At 62.7% G+C, this 19,623-nt stretch carries 18 protein-coding genes and 1 tRNA gene; 5 read left to right on the top strand and 14 right to left on the bottom strand.

Features of this window, described 5'->3' with window-relative positions; all coding sequences use genetic code 11:
- Positions 1-17: 17 nt before the first annotated feature.
- The 3 genes from JI748_RS06715 to JI748_RS06725 form a co-directional block, all read right to left on the bottom strand.
- Positions 18-812 (bottom strand): invasion associated locus B family protein, encoded by a 795-nt coding sequence (locus JI748_RS06715; protein ID WP_201636201.1) that lies wholly within the window; start codon positions 810-812, stop codon positions 18-20.
- A gap of 146 nt (positions 813-958) precedes the next feature.
- Positions 959-4,447, bottom strand: a complete 3,489-nt coding sequence (mfd, locus tag JI748_RS06720; RefSeq protein ID WP_201636203.1) for a transcription-repair coupling factor — start codon at positions 4,445-4,447, stop codon at positions 959-961.
- Positions 4,444-4,734: an FAD assembly factor SdhE gene (locus JI748_RS06725; protein WP_201636204.1), complete on the bottom strand. Its 291-nt coding sequence runs from the start codon at positions 4,732-4,734 to the stop codon at positions 4,444-4,446. The genes mfd and JI748_RS06725 overlap by 4 nt, the downstream gene beginning before the upstream one ends.
- Positions 4,735-4,833: 99 nt before the next feature.
- Between JI748_RS06725 and recG the strand changes: the two genes are divergently transcribed.
- On the top strand, positions 4,834-6,942 hold the full coding sequence (gene recG, locus JI748_RS06730) for an ATP-dependent DNA helicase RecG (RefSeq protein ID WP_201636206.1): 2,109 nt from the start codon (positions 4,834-4,836) through the stop codon (positions 6,940-6,942).
- Here recG and glmS read toward each other — a convergent pair whose 3' ends face one another.
- Together glmS and glmU are read right to left on the bottom strand one after the other, a co-directional pair.
- Complete coding sequence (gene glmS / locus JI748_RS06735) at positions 6,943-8,769, bottom strand: glutamine--fructose-6-phosphate transaminase (isomerizing) (protein WP_201636208.1); 1,827 nt, start codon at positions 8,767-8,769, stop codon at positions 6,943-6,945.
- A 1-nt stretch (position 8,770) separates the two neighbouring features.
- Positions 8,771-10,123: a bifunctional UDP-N-acetylglucosamine diphosphorylase/glucosamine-1-phosphate N-acetyltransferase GlmU gene (glmU, locus tag JI748_RS06740; protein WP_201636210.1), complete on the bottom strand. Its 1,353-nt coding sequence runs from the start codon at positions 10,121-10,123 to the stop codon at positions 8,771-8,773.
- A 137-nt stretch (positions 10,124-10,260) separates the two neighbouring features.
- Between glmU and JI748_RS06745 the strand changes: the two genes are divergently transcribed.
- The 4 genes from JI748_RS06745 (at position 10,261) to JI748_RS06760 (ending at position 11,991) form a co-directional block, all read left to right on the top strand.
- Complete coding sequence (locus JI748_RS06745; protein ID WP_201636212.1) at positions 10,261-11,055, top strand: hypothetical protein; 795 nt, start codon at positions 10,261-10,263, stop codon at positions 11,053-11,055.
- 74 nt (positions 11,056-11,129) lie between these two features.
- A tRNA-Lys gene (locus JI748_RS06750) sits at positions 11,130-11,204 on the top strand.
- A 57-nt stretch (positions 11,205-11,261) separates the two neighbouring features.
- Positions 11,262-11,411, top strand: coding sequence for a hypothetical protein (locus JI748_RS06755; protein WP_201636214.1), 150 nt, complete (start codon positions 11,262-11,264; stop codon positions 11,409-11,411).
- Positions 11,412-11,463: 52 nt separating this feature from the next.
- Positions 11,464-11,991 (top strand): hypothetical protein, encoded by a 528-nt coding sequence (locus JI748_RS06760; RefSeq protein WP_201636216.1) that lies wholly within the window; start codon positions 11,464-11,466, stop codon positions 11,989-11,991.
- Here the strand turns inward: JI748_RS06760 and map are convergent.
- From map to JI748_RS06805, 9 genes are all read right to left on the bottom strand, one after another.
- A complete protein-coding gene (gene map, locus JI748_RS06765) occupies positions 11,988-12,743 on the bottom strand; it encodes a type I methionyl aminopeptidase (RefSeq protein ID WP_201636218.1) in 756 nt (251 codons plus the stop codon). The two genes, JI748_RS06760 and map, sit on opposite strands and share 4 nt — an antisense overlap.
- Positions 12,744-12,747: 4 nt before the next feature.
- Positions 12,748-14,388 carry a glucose-6-phosphate isomerase gene (pgi, locus tag JI748_RS06770; protein ID WP_201636220.1) on the bottom strand — a complete coding sequence of 547 codons (1,641 nt, stop codon included), beginning with the start codon at positions 14,386-14,388 and terminating at the stop codon, positions 12,748-12,750.
- A gap of 11 nt (positions 14,389-14,399) precedes the next feature.
- Complete coding sequence (tgt, locus tag JI748_RS06775) at positions 14,400-15,527, bottom strand: tRNA guanosine(34) transglycosylase Tgt (RefSeq protein WP_201636222.1); 1,128 nt, start codon at positions 15,525-15,527, stop codon at positions 14,400-14,402.
- A 42-nt stretch (positions 15,528-15,569) separates the two neighbouring features.
- On the bottom strand, positions 15,570-16,355 hold the full coding sequence (locus tag JI748_RS06780; protein ID WP_201636224.1) for a mechanosensitive ion channel family protein: 786 nt from the start codon (positions 16,353-16,355) through the stop codon (positions 15,570-15,572).
- A gap of 78 nt (positions 16,356-16,433) precedes the next feature.
- Positions 16,434-17,054 carry an exopolysaccharide biosynthesis protein gene (locus JI748_RS06785; protein WP_201636226.1) on the bottom strand — a complete coding sequence of 207 codons (621 nt, stop codon included), beginning with the start codon at positions 17,052-17,054 and terminating at the stop codon, positions 16,434-16,436.
- Positions 17,051-18,130 carry a tRNA preQ1(34) S-adenosylmethionine ribosyltransferase-isomerase QueA gene (queA, locus tag JI748_RS06790; protein WP_201636228.1) on the bottom strand — a complete coding sequence of 360 codons (1,080 nt, stop codon included), beginning with the start codon at positions 18,128-18,130 and terminating at the stop codon, positions 17,051-17,053. Before queA ends, JI748_RS06785 begins: the two co-directional genes overlap by 4 nt.
- A gap of 4 nt (positions 18,131-18,134) precedes the next feature.
- Positions 18,135-18,584 (bottom strand): DMT family transporter, encoded by a 450-nt coding sequence (locus tag JI748_RS06795; RefSeq protein ID WP_201636230.1) that lies wholly within the window; start codon positions 18,582-18,584, stop codon positions 18,135-18,137.
- Positions 18,585-18,623: 39 nt separating this feature from the next.
- Positions 18,624-19,058: a hypothetical protein gene (locus JI748_RS06800; protein WP_201636232.1), complete on the bottom strand. Its 435-nt coding sequence runs from the start codon at positions 19,056-19,058 to the stop codon at positions 18,624-18,626.
- Positions 19,036-19,548 (bottom strand): peptidylprolyl isomerase, encoded by a 513-nt coding sequence (locus JI748_RS06805; protein ID WP_164533805.1) that lies wholly within the window; start codon positions 19,546-19,548, stop codon positions 19,036-19,038. Before JI748_RS06805 ends, JI748_RS06800 begins: the two co-directional genes overlap by 23 nt.
- Positions 19,549-19,623 lie beyond the last annotated feature (75 nt).

Raw genomic sequence — 19,623 nt, forward strand, 5'->3', positions numbered from 1 at the left:
GCGTATCTTGATCAAGTTTACTGTGCCGGAGGGGCCGGTGCAGCAGTGCCCTCGGCCGGTGCAGCAGCGCCATCGCCTGCAGGAGCAGGCGTTGCCGCGCCGTCGGCAGGAGGCGTGGTGCCGTCGGTGGAAAGCTCCTGACGCAGCTGTTCGGCACGATCCTGAAGAACCTGCTCAAGGGCGTTCTGGCCCGATTCCTGCTGCTGCAGCTGTTCGAAGGTCAGCGCTTCATCGCTGTCATAGCTGGCGGTAAAGCCGGAGAGATTGATCTCGATGGCAAGATCCTGATTCTGGCGGTTCTTGGCCGTCAGCACCAGCTTGCCGCCGCGCTTGAGCGAATTGACGTATTGCTCGTTGATCACCAGCTGAGCCGAGCACGACATGGTGTCGCAGAGCATGTAGGGCACGCGCACCGGCTTGGCATTGTCGATCTGCCAGGTCAGGCCAAAGGGCAGCAGCACCCCAAGCGGAACAGCGGCAACGGCGAGAAGACGCGATTCCTGGCCCGGATCGTCACGCAGGAGGAACGAGCCGAGGAACTGACCATTGGCGAGCACGACCTGACGCAGGAGGCACGCCTTCTGGCCGTCGTCGAGCGGGTCGCAGACCTTGAGCCAGTTTTGCGATGCAAGATTGTTAACAGCTGCAGCCACTTCGTCCACGGCACCGCCTTCGGCGGGCGCCGCAGCAGCTGGAGTTTCAGCGGCAGGCGTCTCAGTGGTGTTGGTGGTCTCCTGGGCGAAAACCGACAGCGGGGACAGCATGAGCGCGGCGGCCGTAAAACCCGCAACGAGAGGTTTGCTGAAGTTCATCAAAATGTCCTTGCCTTCCATGGCGGTCGCGGCGGCTCTTCGCCACCTCGGGAAATGTCATGCCCTTCAAGGGCTCAAATCGGGCAATAACATGACCGATCACCCTTGCTAAATGATTATGGGCCAGAGGGTTTACGCCGGGGCGCTCAAGCCCCGGTTTCTGCCAGTCTTGCGAGCTTGGAGAGGATCGCCGCAGCCCCTTTGAGGCGCTGTTCCGCCGAAGGCCAATTGCGCACGAACACGAGTTTCTGATCGGGTTTGATGCGCACTTGGTTGGCGGGATCGCTCACAAGCTTCACCAGCCCTGCCGGGTTGGGGAACTCGTTGTTGCGCAGCGTCAGCACGGCACCCTTGGGCCCTGCATCAACCTTTTCGACATTGGCCTGCCGGCACAGGGCCTTGACCAGGATGACCTTGAGCAGCGACTCGACTTCTTCCGGTAGCGGACCGAAGCGGTCGATCAGTTCTGCGCCTGCCGCGTCGATGTAGCGGATATCGTCGAGATCGCCGAGCTTGCGGTAAAGCTGCATGCGCAGCGTCAGGTCAGGCACGTAGTGCTCGGGGATCATCACCGGCATGCCCAGCGAGATTTGCGGGCTCCACTCGTTCTGGTCTTCGTATTCCTCTTCGCCGGACTTGAGGTTTGCCACGGCCTCTTCGAGCATCGACTGATAAAGCTCGTAGCCGACTTCGCGGATGTGGCCGGACTGCTCGTCACCCAGGAGGTTACCAGCACCACGAATATCGAGATCGTGGCTGGCGAGCTGGAAGCCCGCGCCCAGCGTTTCCAGCGATTGCAGCACGCCCAGCCGGCGCTCCGCCGTGTCGGTGAGCTTCTTGTCCGCCGGCACTGTAAACAGCGCGTAGGCACGGGCCTTGGCGCGACCGATGCGGCCGCGGATTTGGTAGAGCTGGGCCAGACCGAAATTGTCAGCCCTATGCACGATCAGGGTATTGGCGTTGGGGATATCGAGGCCCGATTCGACGATCGTCGTCGCCAGCAGGACGTCGAATTTGTTGTCGTAGAAGGCGTTCATGATGTCGTCGAGCTCGCCCGGCGCCATCTGCCCGTTGGCAGCGACGAACGAAACCTCTGGCACCTGGCTGCGCAAGAACTCTGCAATGTCCGGCTGATCCTTAATCCGCGGCACGACGTAAAAGCTTTGGCCGCCGCGGTATTTCTCTCGCAACAACGCCTCCCGAATCGAGAGCGGATCGAAGGGCGAGATGAAAGTGCGGATCGCCAGGCGATCGACCGGCGGGGTTGCCAGCAGCGAAAGGTCGCGGACGCCGGTGAGTGCGAGTTGCAGGGTGCGCGGGATGGGCGTTGCGGTCAGCGTCAGCACGTGGACGTTGGCCTTGAGCTCCTTGAGGCGCTCCTTGTGGGTGACGCCGAAATGCTGCTCTTCGTCGATGATGAGGAGGCCCAAGTCCTTGAACTTGATGGTCTTCGACAGCAAAGCATGGGTGCCGACGACGATGTCGACCTGACCATCGGCCAGCCCGTCCTTGGTAGCCTTAAGCTCTGCCGCAGGCACCATGCGCGAGGCATGGCGAACGCGGACCGGGAGGCCCTGGAAGCGCTCGGAAAAAGTCTTGAAATGTTGACGCGCGAGCAGGGTTGTGGGGACCACCACGGCAACCTGTTTGCCCGAAAGTGCGACCGCAAAGGCGGCTCGGAGTGCCACTTCGGTTTTGCCGAAGCCCACATCGCCGCAGACGAGACGATCCATGACCTTGCCCGAGGTAATGTCGTCGAAAACGGCATCGATCGCGGTCAGCTGGTCCTCGGTCTCTTCATAAGGGAAGCGTGCGGCGAATTCGTCATAAGCGCCGGCATTGATGTCCATGACATCGGCTTTGACCAGCAAGCGTTGCGCAGCCAGCTTGATAAGCTGCTCCGCCATCTCGCGAATGCGCTTCTTGAGCTTGCCCTTCTTGGCCTGCCACGCAACGCCGCCAAGCTTGTCGAGCGTCACATTGCCGTCGTCCGACCCGTAGCGGGTCAAGAGTTCAATATTCTCGACCGGCAGGTAGAGCTTGGTGTCGCCGCCATATTCGAGTTCGACGCATTCGTGCGGCGCGCCGCCAGCTTCGATGACCTTGAGACCAAGGAAACGACCGATACCGTGATCGACATGGACTACGAGGTCGCCAGCATTAAGGCTCGCCGCCTCGGTCAGCGCGTCGGACGCCTTCTTCTTGCGCTGCGGGCGCAAGATGCGTTCGCCGAGGATGTCCTGCTCGGAGAGAACAAGGAGATCTTCGGTTTCGAAGCCCGATTCCAGAGGCAGAACGACAAGAGAGGTCGTCGCAGCGCTGGTGGTTTCGGCATCGCGCCAGTTTTCGGCGAGGCGCGGATTGGTGAGGCCATGATCCTTGAGAACCTGGGCCATGCGGTCGCGCGTGCCGGTGCTCCAGCAGGCGATGATCGCCCGGCGGCCTGCCTTGCGCTCAGCCAGAAGCCGATCGACCACGGCCTGGAACAGGTTGACGTCGGAGGCGACGCGCTCAGCGGCAAAGCTTGGGGCAATGCGCCCCCCGGCATCGTCACCCTTGCGGGTCTGCGGCGAGAGGAAGGGCGAAAACTGGATGACGGTCGTGCCGGCCAGTTCGGTCGGCTCCACGTCGATATCATAGAGCAGTTCTGGCTTGATCGGCTTGTACGGGGCCCCTGCCCCGGCGACCGGCGGCGCCAGCCGCGCGCTTTCGCGCGCTTCGTAATAATCGGCGATCTGGCCGGCGCGGTCGGCAAAGGCTTCCTTGACCTGATCGTCGAAGACGAAAGGCGCGTCGCCCACATAATCGGCGAGCCTATCCATGTGCTCGTAAAAGAACGGCAGCCAGTGCTCGGTGCCGGAGTAACGCGAGCCGCCGCTGACCGAGGCATAGAGCGTGTCATCGACGGTATTGCCACCGAACGCTGCCGTATAGTTTTGGCGGAATCGACGAATGGTCTCTTCGGTCAGAACCACTTCGCTCATCGGCGTCAGATCGATGCGTTTCAGCGTTCCGGTGGTGCGCTGCGAGTCGGGATCGAAGGTGCGGATCGTTTCCAGCTGACTGCCGAAAAAGTCGAAACGCAGCGGCGCTTCGGCGCTGGCCGGATAAAGGTCGACCAAGCCGCCGCGCACTGCATATTCGCCGCTTTCCCGAACAGTCGGCACGCGCAGATAGCCGTTGTTGGACGCCCAGGCGATCAGCTTTTCGCTGTCCACCACGCGGCCTACGGCGGCTGAAAAACTCATCTTCTTGACGACGTCTCGCGGCGGCAGTTTCTGGATGAAGGCGTTCACTGCCGTCAGCACCACGGCGCCCTTGGCGCCGCTGGTCAAGGCGGCGAGGGTGTTCATGCGCGCAGCCAGCGTCACATTGTTAGGCGAGACGCGATCGTAGGGGAGCGAATCCCAGGCGGGAAGCGTCAGGATCGTGTGTCCCGGCAGCATGGCGCCCAGGATCTCGGCCATGCGCTGCAATCGCCGGCCATCGCGGGCCACGAAGACGACGCTTGCCGGATCAGCGGGAGCCGCCTTGATGCGGTCCTCAACGAGCTTCGCCAGTGCCATCGGCTGCATGCCATCGGGCACGTTGGAGATGGTGCGGACCGGGGTCTTGATGGGTGATTGTTCGTTCATTTTCCGATCCGGGCCTGGTGATCGGCGATGACGAGGTTGAGGAAATTTCGATCCACAGTCGCCGGCGGCTCTTCCTGGCGCATCACCCATTTGAGGAGCGGCGGATCTTCCTCGTTCATCAGCGCTTCGAGCCGATCAAGTTCAGCGGTGCCATAGCTTTCGATATTGGCATCTGCAAACGGCCCCAGGATCAGGTCCATCTCCTTGGTGCCGCGATGCCAGGCGCGATAGCGCAAGCGCTTGCGCCGAATAGCAATGTCCTCACCGGCCGTCATATCGACTTCCATGATCAAATTTGTTCTCGATTTGGACATGTCTCTTACGCGGCTTGTTGGGGATTGTCAGCCCTCCCGACGCACGCCACCTTCCCATCATGAGAATCGCCGGTGTCTAGACCCGAAACGCTTCAACCGCTGTTCCGTTCGCTCCATTCCATCAAAGGCGTGGGCGACAAGCTGGCTGCGCTGCTGACGCGTTTCTTCGGCGCGCCCGAGGGTCAGGAGGCGATCGTCCTCGACATCCTGATGCACATGCCGTCGGGGGTCGTTGACCGGCGGCGTCAGGTCGGCATTGCCGAAGCCTACATGAACCAGGTGGTGACCCTACGCCTCCATATCGACCGGCACCAACCGCCGCCGCGCGGCAAACCCCACATTCCGCACCGGGTTTTCGCTCACGATGAGACTGGGGACATCAGCCTCGTCTTCTTTCGTGCGCAAGGCGGCTGGGTCGAAAAGGCTTTGCCTGTTGGCGGAGAGCGATGGGTTTCAGGGCAGATTGCCTTCTTCAACGGCGAGAAGCAGATCACGCATCCCGACTACATCGTCGAAGCCGACAAGTTCGCGACCCTACCCCTCGTGGAGCCGGTTTATCCGCTCACCAATGGCTTAAGCTCCAAGGCGCTTGCCAAGCTGGTCCGGCAGGCGGTCGATAGCGTCCCGGCCCTTCCCGAGTGGATTCCGGCAGAAACATTGTCGGGCTGCAAGTGGCCACCCTTTGCCGAGGCCATGCGGCAGGTGCATTTGCCGGACGATCCGGACCAGGGACAGCTTTGGTCCCCTGCCCGGCAGCGCTTGGCCTATGACGAATATCTTGCCGGGCAGATCACGCTTCAGCTTGTTCGCTCGAGCATGGTTTCGGCGCATGGCGTGGCGCGGCAGTTCAGCGGCAAACTCACCGACAAGGTTCGCAGCCTCTTGCCCTTCGAGCTGACCGAGGGACAAGAATTGGCGCTTGATGAAATACGCGTAGACCTTGCAGCGCCCGAGCGCATGTCGCGCTTGCTGCAGGGCGACGTCGGCTCGGGCAAGACTGTCGTGGCGCTGATGGCAATGGCCGCCATGGCGGAGAGCGGCGCCCAATCTGCATTGATGGCGCCAACCGAATTGCTGGCCTCCCAGCATTTCAGAACCATCCAGCCGATCGCCGAAGAGGCGGGGCTCGGCATTGCGCTGCTCACCGGCAAAATGTCGGCGCCGGAACGGCGCGCCATCCGGGCTGGCCTGGCGGATGGAACGATCCACATCGCCGTTGGCACGCATGCGCTGTTCCAGTCGGATATCGAGTTCAAGGACCTGGGTCTTACGGTGGTCGACGAGCAGCATCGGTTCGGCGTGCACCAGCGCCTGGCGCTTTCCGACAAGGGCCGCCACACCGACCTTCTGGTGATGACCGCGACGCCGATACCGCGCACGCTGGTTCTGACGCATTTCGGCGACATGGCCGTCAGCGTGCTTCGGCAAAAGCCCAAGGGGCGACAGCCGATCGACACCGCCGTGCTTTCGATCGGGGACTACTCTCGCGTCGTCTCCCGGTTGCAGGCGCGATTGGCGGAGGGTGCGCAGGCGTATTGGGTTTGCCCCCTGGTCGAGGAAAGCGAGACATTGGACGTGGTCAGCGCCGAGGATCGCTTCGCCGAGCTGCGGCAGGTGTTCGGCGATCAGGTCGCCCTGGTGCATGGACGAATGTCGGCGGCGGCCAAGCAGGAGGTCATGGCGCGGTTCAAGGCCGACGAAATCAAGTTACTGGTCGCGACGACGGTGATCGAGGTCGGGGTCGACGTGCCAAATGCCACAATCATGATCATCGAACATGCCGAACGCTTCGGCCTCGCGCAATTGCATCAGCTGCGCGGACGGGTGGGCCGCGGATCGCAGCGCTCGGCTTGTCTGTTGCTGTTCAAGGACCCGCTGAGCGAAACCGCGCAGGCCCGGCTCGAGACGATCAAGTCGACGGAAGACGGGTTCGAGATTGCCGAGAAGGATCTCGAACTACGTGGCCAGGGCGACCTGCTTGGCACGCGCCAGTCCGGCATGCCGGGCTATCGGCTGGCCGTGCCGGATGTTCACCGGCACCTGCTGGAATTTGCCCATGACGACGCCAAGGCGCTGATGGAGCGCAACCCGGCGCTCGCCGGACCGGACGGAGAAGCAGCGCGAACGCTGCTTTACCTGTTCCGCAAGGACCTCGCGCTTCCGCTGATCCGGGCCGGGTAACTATTCCACCGTCACGGACTTTGCGAGGTTGCGCGGCTGGTCGACGTCGGTGCCCATGAACACGGCCGTGTGGTAGGCCAGAAGCTGCACCGGAATGGTGGCGAGGATCGGTGCCACGAAGGGGTGGACATGCGGAATCTCGATGATGTCGGCGACACCGTGCCCCACCGTCTTGGCGCCTTCGGCATCGGTGATAAGGATGATCTTGCCGCCTCGGGCCGCGACTTCCTGCATGTTGGAAAGGGTCTTGTCGACCAGCTCGTCGGAGGGGGCAACGACGATCACCGGCATGGCTTCATCGACGAGCGCGATCGGACCGTGCTTGAGCTCGCCAGCGGCATAGCCCTCGGCATGAATGTAGCTAATTTCCTTGAGCTTCAGCGCGCCTTCCATGGCAACCGGGAACATCGGGCCGCGACCGAGATAGAGCACGTCCTTTGCCTTGGAGAGGCGCTTGGAAATGTCCATGATCTGCGTTTCGGCCGAAAGTGCCTGCGACACGGCCGAAGGCAGCGCCGTCAAGGCGCGGACCAGCTCTGCTTCTTGCTCTGGTGAGATGACACCGCGAGCGCGGCCGGCGGCTACTGCAAGACTGGCCAGGGCGGTCAGCTGTGCCGTCAATGCCTTGGTTGATGCAACGCCGATTTCGGGGCCGCAGAGGATCGGGAAGACGACGCCGGATTCGCGGGCAATCGTAGATTCCAGCGTATTGACGAGGCTCGCGACATGCTGGCCCTGCCCGGCGCAGTAGCGCAGCGCGGCGAGCGTATCTGCAGTTTCGCCCGACTGGGAGATAAAGAGCGACAGGCCGCCCTTTTCCATCGGCGGCTCGCGGTAGCGGAATTCGGACGCGACATCTATGTCCACCGGCAGGCGCGCATAGCGCTCGAACCAGTACTTGGCGACCGCCCCGGCATAATAGGCCGTGCCGCAGGCGCTCATGGTGAGACGCGTCAGCTCGGCGAAATTGAAGGGCAGAACCTCGCGCAGCGCGACCTGCTCGGCGCCCATGTCCACATAGTGGCTGAGCGTGTGCGAGATGGTCTCGGGCTGCTCGTAGATTTCCTTGGCCATGAAGTGGCGGTGATTGCCCTTGTCCACCAGAAGGGCCGAGGCCTGCGATACCATCTGCTCGCGCTGCACCAGCGCATCCTGGCCATCGCGGATGGTAACGCCATTGGGCGTGATCAGGGCCCAGTCGCCATCCTCAAGATACGTCAGGCGCGAGGTGAAGGGCGCCAGCGCCATGGCGTCGGAGCCGAGATACATCTCCGTTGCGCCATAGCCGACAGCGAGCGGCGCACCATGGCGCGCGGCGATCAGCAGCCCATTTTCGCCCTTGAACATGAAGGCGAGCGCGAAGGCACCCTTGAGCACTTTCAGCGTGCGGGCGACCGCCAATTCGGGGTCGGCGCCGCGATCCAGCTCGCGTGTCGCCCAGAGCGCGACGGATTCCGTGTCGGTCTGCGACGTTGGCCGGTAGCCATCCTTGGCAAGGTCGGTCAGCAGCTCCCGGAAATTTTCGATAATGCCGTTATGGACGACGGCGACGCGGTCGGTGGCATGTGGATGAGCATTGGTTTCGGTCGGGGCGCCGTGGGTGGCCCAGCGAGTGTGGCCGATGCCAATATTGCCATCAAGCGGCAGCATGCCGAGCTTGGTGACGAGGTTGCCAAGTTTGCCTTCGGCGCGGCGCCGCGCGATGGTGCCGCTTTCAAGCGTTGCGACACCGGCGCTGTCATAGCCGCGATATTCGAGGCGCTTCAGCGCATCCACCAAACGACCGGCAACGGGTGCATCGCCGACGATGCCAACAATTCCGCACATGTTATTTTCCCTTCGCCGCTTTCTTGGCCAGCGCCTTTTCGCGCAGCTTGGGCGCGTAGCCCGCCTTGTTTTCCTGGCGCGCCCGGCCCAAAGCCAGGGCATCTACCGGCACGTCCTTGGTGATGACGCTCCCTGACGCCGTATAGGCGCCATCGCCGATCGTCACGGGAGCGACCAGCGAAGCGTTCGAGCCGATGAAGACGTTGTCGCCGATCACCGTCTTGTCCTTGTTCACGCCGTCATAGTTACAGGTAATGGTGCCTGCGCCGATATTGGTTTTTTCTCCGATCTCCGCGTCGCCGAGATAGGTCAGGTGCCCGGCCTTTGTGCCGGCGCCGATCCTCGACTTCTTGACCTCGACGAAATTGCCCAGATGGACGTTGGGCCCGATGTCGGCACCGCCGCGGATGCGGGCAAAGGGGCCGATCGAGGCGCCTTCCCCGATCACCACGTCTTCGATATCGCAGAAGGCGCGGATCTCTACATTGGAGGCAATCTTGACGCCCGGGCCGAAGACCACATTGGGAAAGATGGTGACGTCGCGGGCGACCTCAGTGTCCCACGAGAACCAGACGCTTTGCGGATCGCGAAGGGTGACGCCGGCCTTCATAAAGTCGTCGCGGCGCAGCGACTGAAACTGCGCTTCGGCTGCGGCAAGGCGCGAGCGGTCGTCGACGCCCATGACTTCTCCGGCGTCGGCCTCGATGAACTCGACACGCCTGCCATCGGCATTGGCCAGTTCCACGGCATCGGTGAGGTAGTACTCGCCCTTGGCATTCTTGTTATCAATGCGGTCGATGATGCCGCGCAATGCGTCGGCGCGGAAGCCGATAATACCAGAATTGGCGAGGCCGATCTTGCGCTCTTCCTCGGTCGCGTCGCGGTGTTCGCGGATCGCCAGAAGCCGCCCGCCTTCGGTAAGCAGACGGCCAAGATTGGTCGGATCTTCGGGCCGGTAGCCAACAACGACGATATCGGCGCCGGCGTCGAGACGGCTGGTGATGGCGTCGACCGTGCGGCTCGAAACCAGCGGATTGTCGGCATAGAGAACGACAACATGGCCTTCAGCCGCCTCATAGGCCTCGCGGGCCTGGCGCACGGCGTGCCCGGTGCCGAGGCGATCCAGCTGGCTGAAGAAGCGCGTCCCCGAGCGGTGGCGGGAGACCTCCGCCTGCACCGCTTCATGGTTGGGTCCGACGACGACGCAGATGTCGGTCGCGCCCGACTTCAGGGCTGTGCGCATGACGTGCCCGACCATCGGTAGTCCACCGACTGGATGGAGCACTTTTGGCAAGGCAGACTGCATTCGCGTCCCCTCGCCGGCGGCGAGAATGATGGAAAGCAGCTCAACCATGGTCGTGTCTCCGGCACGCAGGCATTTCTGCCAGCATTTCTACAAATATATGGCAGCCAAGAGTTGGCGAATGGATAACAAAGAGACAACTCTAGCCCAGGCAGAATGCGATTCGGGCGACTCTCAGGATTTGTGGCTTGGCTAAAGCATCCGAACAGTTCCGGCAATCGGACGTCACCCTTTGGGGTGTGGTGGCGTTGCTACTGGCTGGGCTCGCCGTGTTCGGGTCCAATATTTCGCTGCTGGTGCCGCAGTCGATCATTGGCGGCCTGCATCAGCCGCGCGTTGCTGGCGCATCGATTGAAACGCTGCGGCAGGAAGTGGCGCGGCTGCAGAACGAGACCGGGCAGTTGCGGCGCGACAATGACCTCTTGGTCAGCCGCTTCACGCTGCAGGAGCGCAGCAGCACCGAGATCGTCCGGCGCGTTGGCGCACTCGAAGTCAGCGTCCCCAAGCTGCTCGAAGCAATCCCCGAGACGGCACTGGTCGATCGGCAGAACCTCACCGCTTCTATCGGCACCAACCAAGTGCTGACCTTTGATGCAGATGGCGGCTCGGTGGCGGTCCGCCAGACGCCCCTGCCCGGCCTGGCGCCTTCGCCGAACCTTGACCAGCCGCTGCCAGCAACGGTGGAGCAGGTTGCTGCGCTCGAAGCGCCCGAGCGCGTCGGCTATGGCATTGCCATCGGCGCTGCCGTGCCGGAGACGGAGACTGCGGCGCTCTGGACGGATTTGACCGTCAAGCTTGGGCCTTTGCTGTTCGGCCTTTCGCCGGTCGTTGCCGACGAAACCGATGGCGACGGCAAGCGCATCGTGGTCGGTCCGATCACCGAACTTGCCGAGGCAAGAGCGCTTTGTGAGCGCTTCGAGCGCGTCTCCATTGCCTGCATGCCGGCACCTTACGACGGCGTGCCTTTGAGCCAGCCGGAATAAGCGGCCAAGGCGGTTGACACCGGACCAAGTCCGGCTATGTTCCGCCGCGACGCCATAGGGCGTGTTCAGCGTGCGCGCCGGTAGCTCAGTGGTAGAGCATTCGACTTTTAATCGAATGGTCCTGGGTTCGAATCCCAGCCGGCGTACCACCTGATTTCCCGTTTCCCGCCATGCATCCGGAATTGGCAGAACCCGTTCCCCGAGCAATGACGCACGACCCCGACCCCTATGCCGATCTCGATTACCGCGCCGATGCCCGCGAACTCTCCGAAGAGTTTCGCAAGCCCGTGCGCGTGCTGCTGGCGCGACGGCCGACGAAACCCGCGCGGCACAGACCGGCACGCAATAGCGTTTGAGAATCAGCCTGGCCTCGTAATATCGGCTAGGGCCACGCCAGGGGGATAAGGCATGTCAAAGGATACGACGGACCTGCTCAAGGTCCTTGCCATCACGCTGGTGCTGTTCGCAGCGACGACGTTGGTGATGCTCTATGGCATCGCCTTGTTGGCACAATACGGCGCCAATCTGCCCATGGTGGGCTCCCTGCCGCTCAACGCGCCGCCGGAGCTGATACCGCTTCTGGCCGACAGCCGGGTATTCACGACCCTTGCGGCTGTTCATGTCACCGCCACTGGCCTCGCGCTTATTGTGGCGATCGGCATGTTGGACATGGCGCTCCTGATCACCGCCAAGGCCGTGGCCGTCGTCATCGCAGCGCTCCTGGGCTTTGCCCTCGGCCACATGATCTATTTGCAGCTGACCGAAAACACGCAGCTCAATCTCAATCCGCTGCTGCCGTCGCTCGTAGCCCTGATCGGCTTTCTGGTGCTGTCGACGGTGCTCGCGGTTGCGGCCTTGCGAGGCCTAGGTAATCTGAGGTTCGTCGTTGGCCTCGGTCTTGTGGTCCTTGGGCCGGTGCTTCTGGTCTGGCTCTAGGCCGCCAGGGTCACGACCAGGGCCCCGCGTGGCGTCGCAACGATGGTGTGCTCGTACTGGACGCAAGGGGCCATGGGATCGGCCACCAGCGTCCACTCGTCATCTTCCGATTTCTGCTCGGCATACTTGCCGCCCAGCGACAGAAAGGGTTCGATGGTGAAGACAAGCCCGTCGGAGATCTTTCGACGTTCGGAGCGGTCGGGCCAGGTCGGGATTTCACCCGGCTGGTCGTGGAGGCTGTCCCCAACCCCGTGACTCGCTAGGTTCTGGATCAGCGTATAGCCGCCGCGCTTGGCAACCTTGCCGATAGCAGTGCCGATATCGGCGAGCGGCGCGCCCGACTTGACCGCACCGATGCCAGCCCACATCGCCTTCTTGCCATCGCGGCAAAGCGTTTCAAGACGGCGATCCACCTTGCCGAGGATAAAGGACGCGCCGCAATCGGCGAAGACCCCGTCCTTGGCGGCCGACACGTCGATATTGACGAGATCGCCATCTTTGAGCACCCGGTCTCCCGGAATGCCATGGGCAATTTCTTCGTTGACCGAAATGCAGGTGTGGCCGGGAAAGTCATAAGTCAGAATCGGTGCCGAGACGGCCCCATTCTCTGCCAGGATCTTTGCGCCGATCTCGTCGAGCTCCGCCGTGGTCATGCCGACGCGCATGGCGGAGGCCATGGTGTCGCGCGCCACGGCGCAGATGCGGCCGATGGCCTTGAGCTTTTCGAGCTGTTCTTCGGTGGTGATGGTCAAGCGCTCAGGCCTTATTGGCGAGGTAGTATTTGAGAAGGCCCTGGGTCGAGCTGTCGTGGTCTTCGCCAGTCGCCTCGCCCTGGACCTTAGGCAGCAAAGCTTTGGCCAGTTGCTTGCCCAGTTCCACGCCCCACTGGTCATAGGAATTGACGTTCCAGATGACGCCCTGGACGAAGACCTTGTGCTCGTAGAGCGCGATCAGCGAGCCTAGCACCTCCGGCGTTAGCTGCTTGTAGAACAGCGTATTGGACGGACGATTGCCGGGGAACACCTTGTGCGGGGCCAGTTCCTTGATATGGTGCTTGTCGAGGCCCTGGGCTTCAAGTTCGGCAACGACTTCGGCCTTGGTCTTGCCCAGCATCAGCGCTTCCGATTGCGCAAGGACATTGGCCACCAGCTTGTCATGATGCGGCGGCAGCTGTTCGTGCGGCTGCGCGGCGATCAGGAAATCAGCGGGAATGACGTCGGTGCCCTGATGGATCAGCTGGTAGAAGGCGTGCTGGCCATTGGTGCCCGGCTCGCCCCAAACGATGGGGCCGGTCGACCACTCAACCTTCTTGCCGGCAAGGGTCACGGACTTGCCGTTCGATTCCATGTCCTGCTGCTGCAAATAGGCGGCAAAGCGGCTGAGGCGTTGGTCGTAGGGAAGGACGGCGTGGGTCGAAAAGCCCCAGGCATTGCGATACCAGACGCCCAGAACGGCCATGATGACCGGCAGGTTCTCCTCGAGCGGCGCCGTGAGGAAGTGCCGGTCCATGGCGTCGGCGCCCTGAAGGAACTTCTCGAAATTGTCGTAGCCGACAGCCAGCGCGATCGGCAGGCCAATGGCCGACCAGACCGAATAGCGGCCGCCGACCCAGTCCCAGAAGCCGAAGATGCGGTCTTCACGGATGCCGAACTTGGCGCATGCTTCGAGGTTGGTCGAGACCGCAGCAAAGTGGTTGGGCACCGCCTCTTCACCCAGCGTGTCGGCGATCCATTCGCGCGCCGAATGGGCGTTGGTCATGGTTTCGTCGGTGGTGAAGGTCTTGGACGCGACGATAAACAGCGTCTTCTTAGGATCAAGGCGCTTCAGCGTATCGTGGATATGTGCGCCATCGACGTTGGAAACGTAATGCGCGCGCAGGTCGGCGCGGGTATAGGGTTCGAGCGCCAGCGTCACCATGGCGGGGCCGAGATCGGAACCACCGATGCCGATATTGACGATGTCGGTGAACTGCTCGCCACCGTGGCCGCGGATCTGGCCGGAACGGACGGCATCGGTGTAGTTGGCGATGGCCTTAAGCACAGCCCGCACGTCGGGCATCACGTCCTTGCCGTCGACCGGCACTGGCTGATTGCCCTGGTAGCGCAGCGCCATGTGCATGACGGCGCGATTTTCGGTAATGTTGATGTGCTCGCCTTCGCACATCTGGTCGCGCCGCTCCTCTACTCCGGCCGCGCGGGCCAGGTCGAACAAGGCGTCCATCACCTCTTCGTCGATGCGGTTCTTGGAATAATCGAGAAGGATTCCGGCGCCGCTGGCCGAAAAGCGCTGAAAGCGGTTGGGGTCCTCGGCGAACATTTCGCGCATCGTCGTCTTGTTGATGCGCTTCCGCTGCCCTTCGAGCGGGATGAGTTCGTCGCCGCGTGAGCTCTTGGCCATAGCTATGTTCCCTAAAGCACCGGCAGATCGCCAGCAGCCCAGGCCGCCCGCGTTTCTGCCGCAAAATCGGTCATGCGGCCCTCTTCGATAGCCGCCCGCGCTCCCGCGGTCAGCTCTTGATAGTAGGCCAGGTTGATCTGCGAAAGCACCATTGCGCCCAAAATCTCTTCAGTCTTAACGAGGTGATGGAGGTAGGCGCGGCTCCAACGCCGGCAATTGGGGTTGGGCGATGCTTCGTCCAAGGGCCGGTGATCATCCCTATGACGAGCATTCTTCAGATTGATGACGCCAAAACGCGTATAGGCGTGGCCGTGCCGGCCAGCGCGCGTGGGATGGACGCAGTCGAACATATCGACGCCACGCTCGATGCCACCCAGGATATCGTCCGGCTTGCCGACGCCCATGAGATAGCGCGGCTTGTCGGTCGGCAATTCCGGAGTGATGTCGGAAAGAACGCGGAACATCACCTCCTGCGGCTCCCCCACGGCGAGGCCTCCGATGGAATAGCCGTCAAAGCCGATGGACTGCAGCCCGGCCGCCGATCGGGAGCGCAGCTCGGCGTCATCGCCACCCTGGACGATTCCGAATAGCATGCGGTTTTGCTGGTTGTTGAAGGCGGTCTTGGAGCGATCGGCCCAGCGGATGGAAAGCTCCATCGCCCGTTCCATCTCCTTTCGTTCGGCCGGCAGGGCAATGCACTCGTCGAGCTGCATGATGATGTCGCTGTCGAGCAGCGTCTGGATCTCGATCGAGCGCTCCGGCGTCAGCTCGTAAGCAGAGCCGTCGATATGCGACTTGAAGGTCACGCCGCGCTCGGTGAGCTTCCGCAACTTGGCCAGCGACATGACCTGGAAACCGCCGCTATCGGTAAGGATCGGCCGTTCCCAGTTCATGAAGGTGTGGAGCCCGCCCAGCGAAGCCACACGCTCGGCGCCGGGACGCAGCATCAGGTGATAGGTGTTGCCGAGGAGGATGTCCGCGCCAGTGTCGCGCACCTGCTCGGGATACATAGCCTTGACGGTGCCTGCGGTGCCGACCGGCATGAAGGCGGGCGTGTTGATCTCGCCGCGCGGCGTATCGATACGGCCGCGGCGGGCCATGCCGTCCGTCGCGGAAAGGGTAAAGGTGACCTGTTTCATGGGGCGCGTTCTAGCCCTTCGACAGGCATGATGAAAGAGCGATCACGCGCTCGGAGCAAAGCCATTGGCGCTGTCGACGGCGTTGCGGATGCGTTCCTGGATGATGGAGCGTGCCTCCCACCAGTCGCGGCTTTGCACGGGTACGCGGGCGACAATGACCATGTTTGCGTCGTTTAGCGTATCGACCCAGAACTCGGGATGGGCCGAGCTATCCGAAAAGTCGCCGCGCACCTGTTGATCGAGCGTCCTCCGCAGCTCGTCGAGGTTGGCCGTTCGGGGAACGTTGAACTTGACCTCGACGACGCGTGACTGTTCGCGCGTGTAGTTGAGGATCTTGGCGTTGGACAGCTTCGAGTTCGGAGCGAAAAGGTAGACGCCGTCGATGGTGCGGAGCTGGGTGGCGAAGAGGCCGACCTCGACCACCGTGCCGACGATGCCATCGGCGTCGATATAGTCGCCGACATTGAAGGGGCGCAGGAAGACCAGCATGATGCCGGCGGCGATGTTGGAAAGCGTGCCCTGCAAGGCGAGAGCCACAGCGAGGCCGGCGGCGCCGAGCACGGCGAGGATCGAGGCGGTCTGGACGCCGAACTGGCCCAGCACGATGATGATGGTGACGAAGAGCACGCCGTATCGAAGGGCTTGTCCGATTAGAGGAGCAATCGTCGCATTGTGCCGGAGGCGCGTCGACAGCAGGCCTGTGACATAGCGCGACAGGAGGCCCGCGATGAACCAGCCGGCGATCAGAACGATGATGGCGACCAGCACGGACCAGGCATTGCTGATGATCCAGGCGGTGGAAATCCCAAAGATGGTGGCGTCGTTCAAGGCTCTGTCCTTGCTGTTGCTATTGTCTGCAAAAGGCTCTGGTCCGCGGATCGTTGCGCAAACCAGCCTTGCAGGTTCTCAGACCATGGCATCGATCGCCGACATGCCGAGGTGATAGGCGCCGAAAATTGCGGCCGCGGCAACTATGAGGCCAATGGCGGCGACCGCGACACCGATGATCACGCCCGCTCCATCGCGGTTCAGCATGGAAAAGGCGATGATGCAGAGCCCCACATTGGGTATGGCGTTGATCAGCGGTATTGGTAAGGCCATCACGACGCTCACGATCATTACGACGATGCCGTAGGGCAGGTTCATCCCTGCCCCGGTCAGCCAGCGCAGTCTAGGCCGCGAGAAGCGGGCGAGGACATCTGTGACGCGGACGACCTGGTCGCTGGCGCGCACCAGAAGTTTTAGCGGCAGCTTGCGGTTGCCGATGAAGGGCGGCAGCCGGATCGGGCGGTCGAGCACCATGGCGAGGGCGATCAAGAATGTCGTCCAGGCGATTGTGCCCCCAAAACCCGGCGGGCCGGGGATCATGTTGAAAAGCGCGGCGACGAGGAGCAGGAGGCGGTGCGCTCTAGGGCCGAGCAGCTGCACCAGGCCGCTCAGAGTCAGGTGCGTTCCGGTTTCAGCGGCTCGGCGCAAGGCCGAGGCGATGCGGCGGGCGTAGCGGTTGATCGGCGCCCGTGCCGTCAAGCCTCATCCTCAGGATGCGGCGCCCGATGGAGCAGCGAAGAGTCGCCATAGGAATAGAAGCGGTAGCCGTTCTCGATCGCGTGGGCATAGGCCGCCTTCATCGTGTCGAGGCCGGAAAAGGCGCTGACCAGCATGAAGAGTGTCGACTTGGGCAGGTGGAAATTGGTCATCAGCACGTCGACCGTGCGGAAGCGGAACCCCGGCGTGATGAAGATGTCGGTATCGCCGATGAAGGGCTCGAGATTGCCGGTGGCGCGCGATGCGGTTTCAAGCAGCCGCAAGCTGGTGGTGCCGACAGCGATCACACGGCCGCCGGCAGCGCGGCGCCTATTGATGCGCTCGACGGTCGCTTGGTCGATATCGCCCCATTCGGAATGCATGACATGGTCTTCGGTGTCGTCGACCTTCATGGGAAGGAAGGTCCCTGCCCCGACATGAAGCGTCACGCGCTCCATCGCGACGCCGAGGTCGGAAAGGTCCTGCAGCAATTTTTCGGTGAAATGCAGGCCCGCCGTCGGCGCCGCGACGGCGCCGTCTTCTGCCGCGTAGACGGTCTGGTAGTCGGTCTTGTCGCGCTCCTCGACCGGCCGCTTGGCGCCGATATAAGGCGGCAGCGGCATGGCGCCTTGCGACTTGATGGCTTCATCGAGCGCAGCACCGGCAAGGTCGAAAGTGATGGTTACTTCGCCGCTGTCACCCTTGCCGGTGATGCGCGCGGTCAGCGGCTCCATTTCGCCATTGGTGAGCTCGAGCTGATCGTCGACAGCAAGCTTTTTGGCAGGCCGGGCAAAGGCGCGCCAGGAGCTGGCATCGACGCGCTTGTGGAGGTTGAATGAGACATTGCCGCGATTTTCGCCGCGCAGGCGCACGCCCTTCAACTCGGCCGGCAAGACCCGCGTGTCGTTTACGACCAATGTATCGCCGGGCCGCAGCAGCGTCAGAAGATCGGGGATGTGGCCATCGACCAAAGGCTCGCCGGGACGCACGACGAGGAGACGCGCGGAGTCGCGCGGTTCGGCCGGGTGGAGCGCGATCAGGTTTTCGGGCAGGTCGAAATCGAACTCGGTGACGCGCATGCTGCTAAAGCACCCGGATCATGACGGCGCCAATTACCAGCAGGGCGGCGCCGGCGAGGCGACCGACCGTGAGTTCGCGGACTGCCATGCCCATGAAGCCGACCCTGTCGAGCAGCAGGCCGCCGACCAGTTGCCCGGTGACCGACAGGGCCATCACCGCGGCGGCGCCCATCAGCGGCGTCAGGGTGATGTTGGAAAAAACGTAGAAGGCACCGAGGAGGCCACCGGCCACAAAGGTCCACGGTGCGGGCGCGCCGAAGTTTATCGGCGTGTGGGTGGCGTTGCTGAAGATGAAGGCCAGGGCCCAGAGCACAATGCCGCCAGCGAGGAACGACACCGCGGCCGCGGCAACCGGCACCTGCAGCGCCTTGCCCAGGCTCGCATTGATTGGCGCCTGTGCGGCGATGCACGCACCGGCGATGACGCCCATCAGCGCCCAGAGAACCGTATCCATTTTCAAAGCACTGACCTGTCGGGCCGAAATGACCCCTGGTTATTCATCGACATAAGTGGATCTGCATTCGACGACCCAAAGACCGCCGCCTTCGACGCTGACCACACCGCCGATGATGCTGTGGGCGCCGTGCGAGGTGCGGCCGATGCGAAAGCTCATGGCGTGGTGGCGATCGCCATCCTCGTCATCCCAGGCAACGTCGCCGCCCTCGACCTCGCGGCCGATGAAGCCATCGTAGACATACTCGCCATCGTATTTGGGGTCGTCGGGCTTGGTCGAGAACCCAAAATCGCCGGTCAGCTGCATGTCGACACTGAGCACCGGCTGCACCAGAGCAGGTCCGGTGACATAGGTGAAGGTCATCTCGCCGTCGCTGTCGGCGCAGGACACGGTGTCGAGCGCCATGGCGGGCATGGCGAAAACGCGGGCGGCCGAAGCCGCCAGCAGAAGCTTATTCAGCGATGTCGGCAGCAACTTTGACCGAGACCATCTTGTCCGGGTTGATCACCGGCTCGCCGCGCTTGATCTGATCGACGGCGTCCATGCCCTCGATGACATTGCCCCAGACGGTGTACTGCTTGTTGAGGAAGGGAGCGTCTGCAAAGCAGATGAAGAACTGCGAATTGGCCGAGTTCGGATCCTGCGCGCGCGCCATCGAGGCGGTGCCGCGCTTGTGGGGCTCGGCGTTGAATTCCTGCTTGAGGTTCGGATATTTCGAACCGCCGGTGCCGGCGCGGGACGGGTTGAAGTCGGCAAGGTTGGAATTGCCAAACTTGACGTCGCCGGTCTGGGCCATGAAGCCGTCGATCACGCGGTGAAACACCACGCCGTCATAGGCGCCTTCGCGGGCCAGCTTCTTGATGTGCTCGACATGTCCGGGCGCCACGTCGGGACGCATGGCAATGACGACCTTGCCCTTGGTGGTTTCGATGACGAGGGTGTTTTCGGGATCGTCGTAGGCCATGGTGGCGCCTCTTGGTTGTTTGCAGGCGGGTTTAGGCGGAATGGGCGGCTGGCGCAAGGCAAGCCGCCGCACTTG

Origin of the sequence: Devosia rhizoryzae (genome assembly GCF_016698665.1) — a bacterium.
Classification (GTDB): Bacteria; Pseudomonadota; Alphaproteobacteria; order Rhizobiales; family Devosiaceae; genus Devosia; species Devosia rhizoryzae.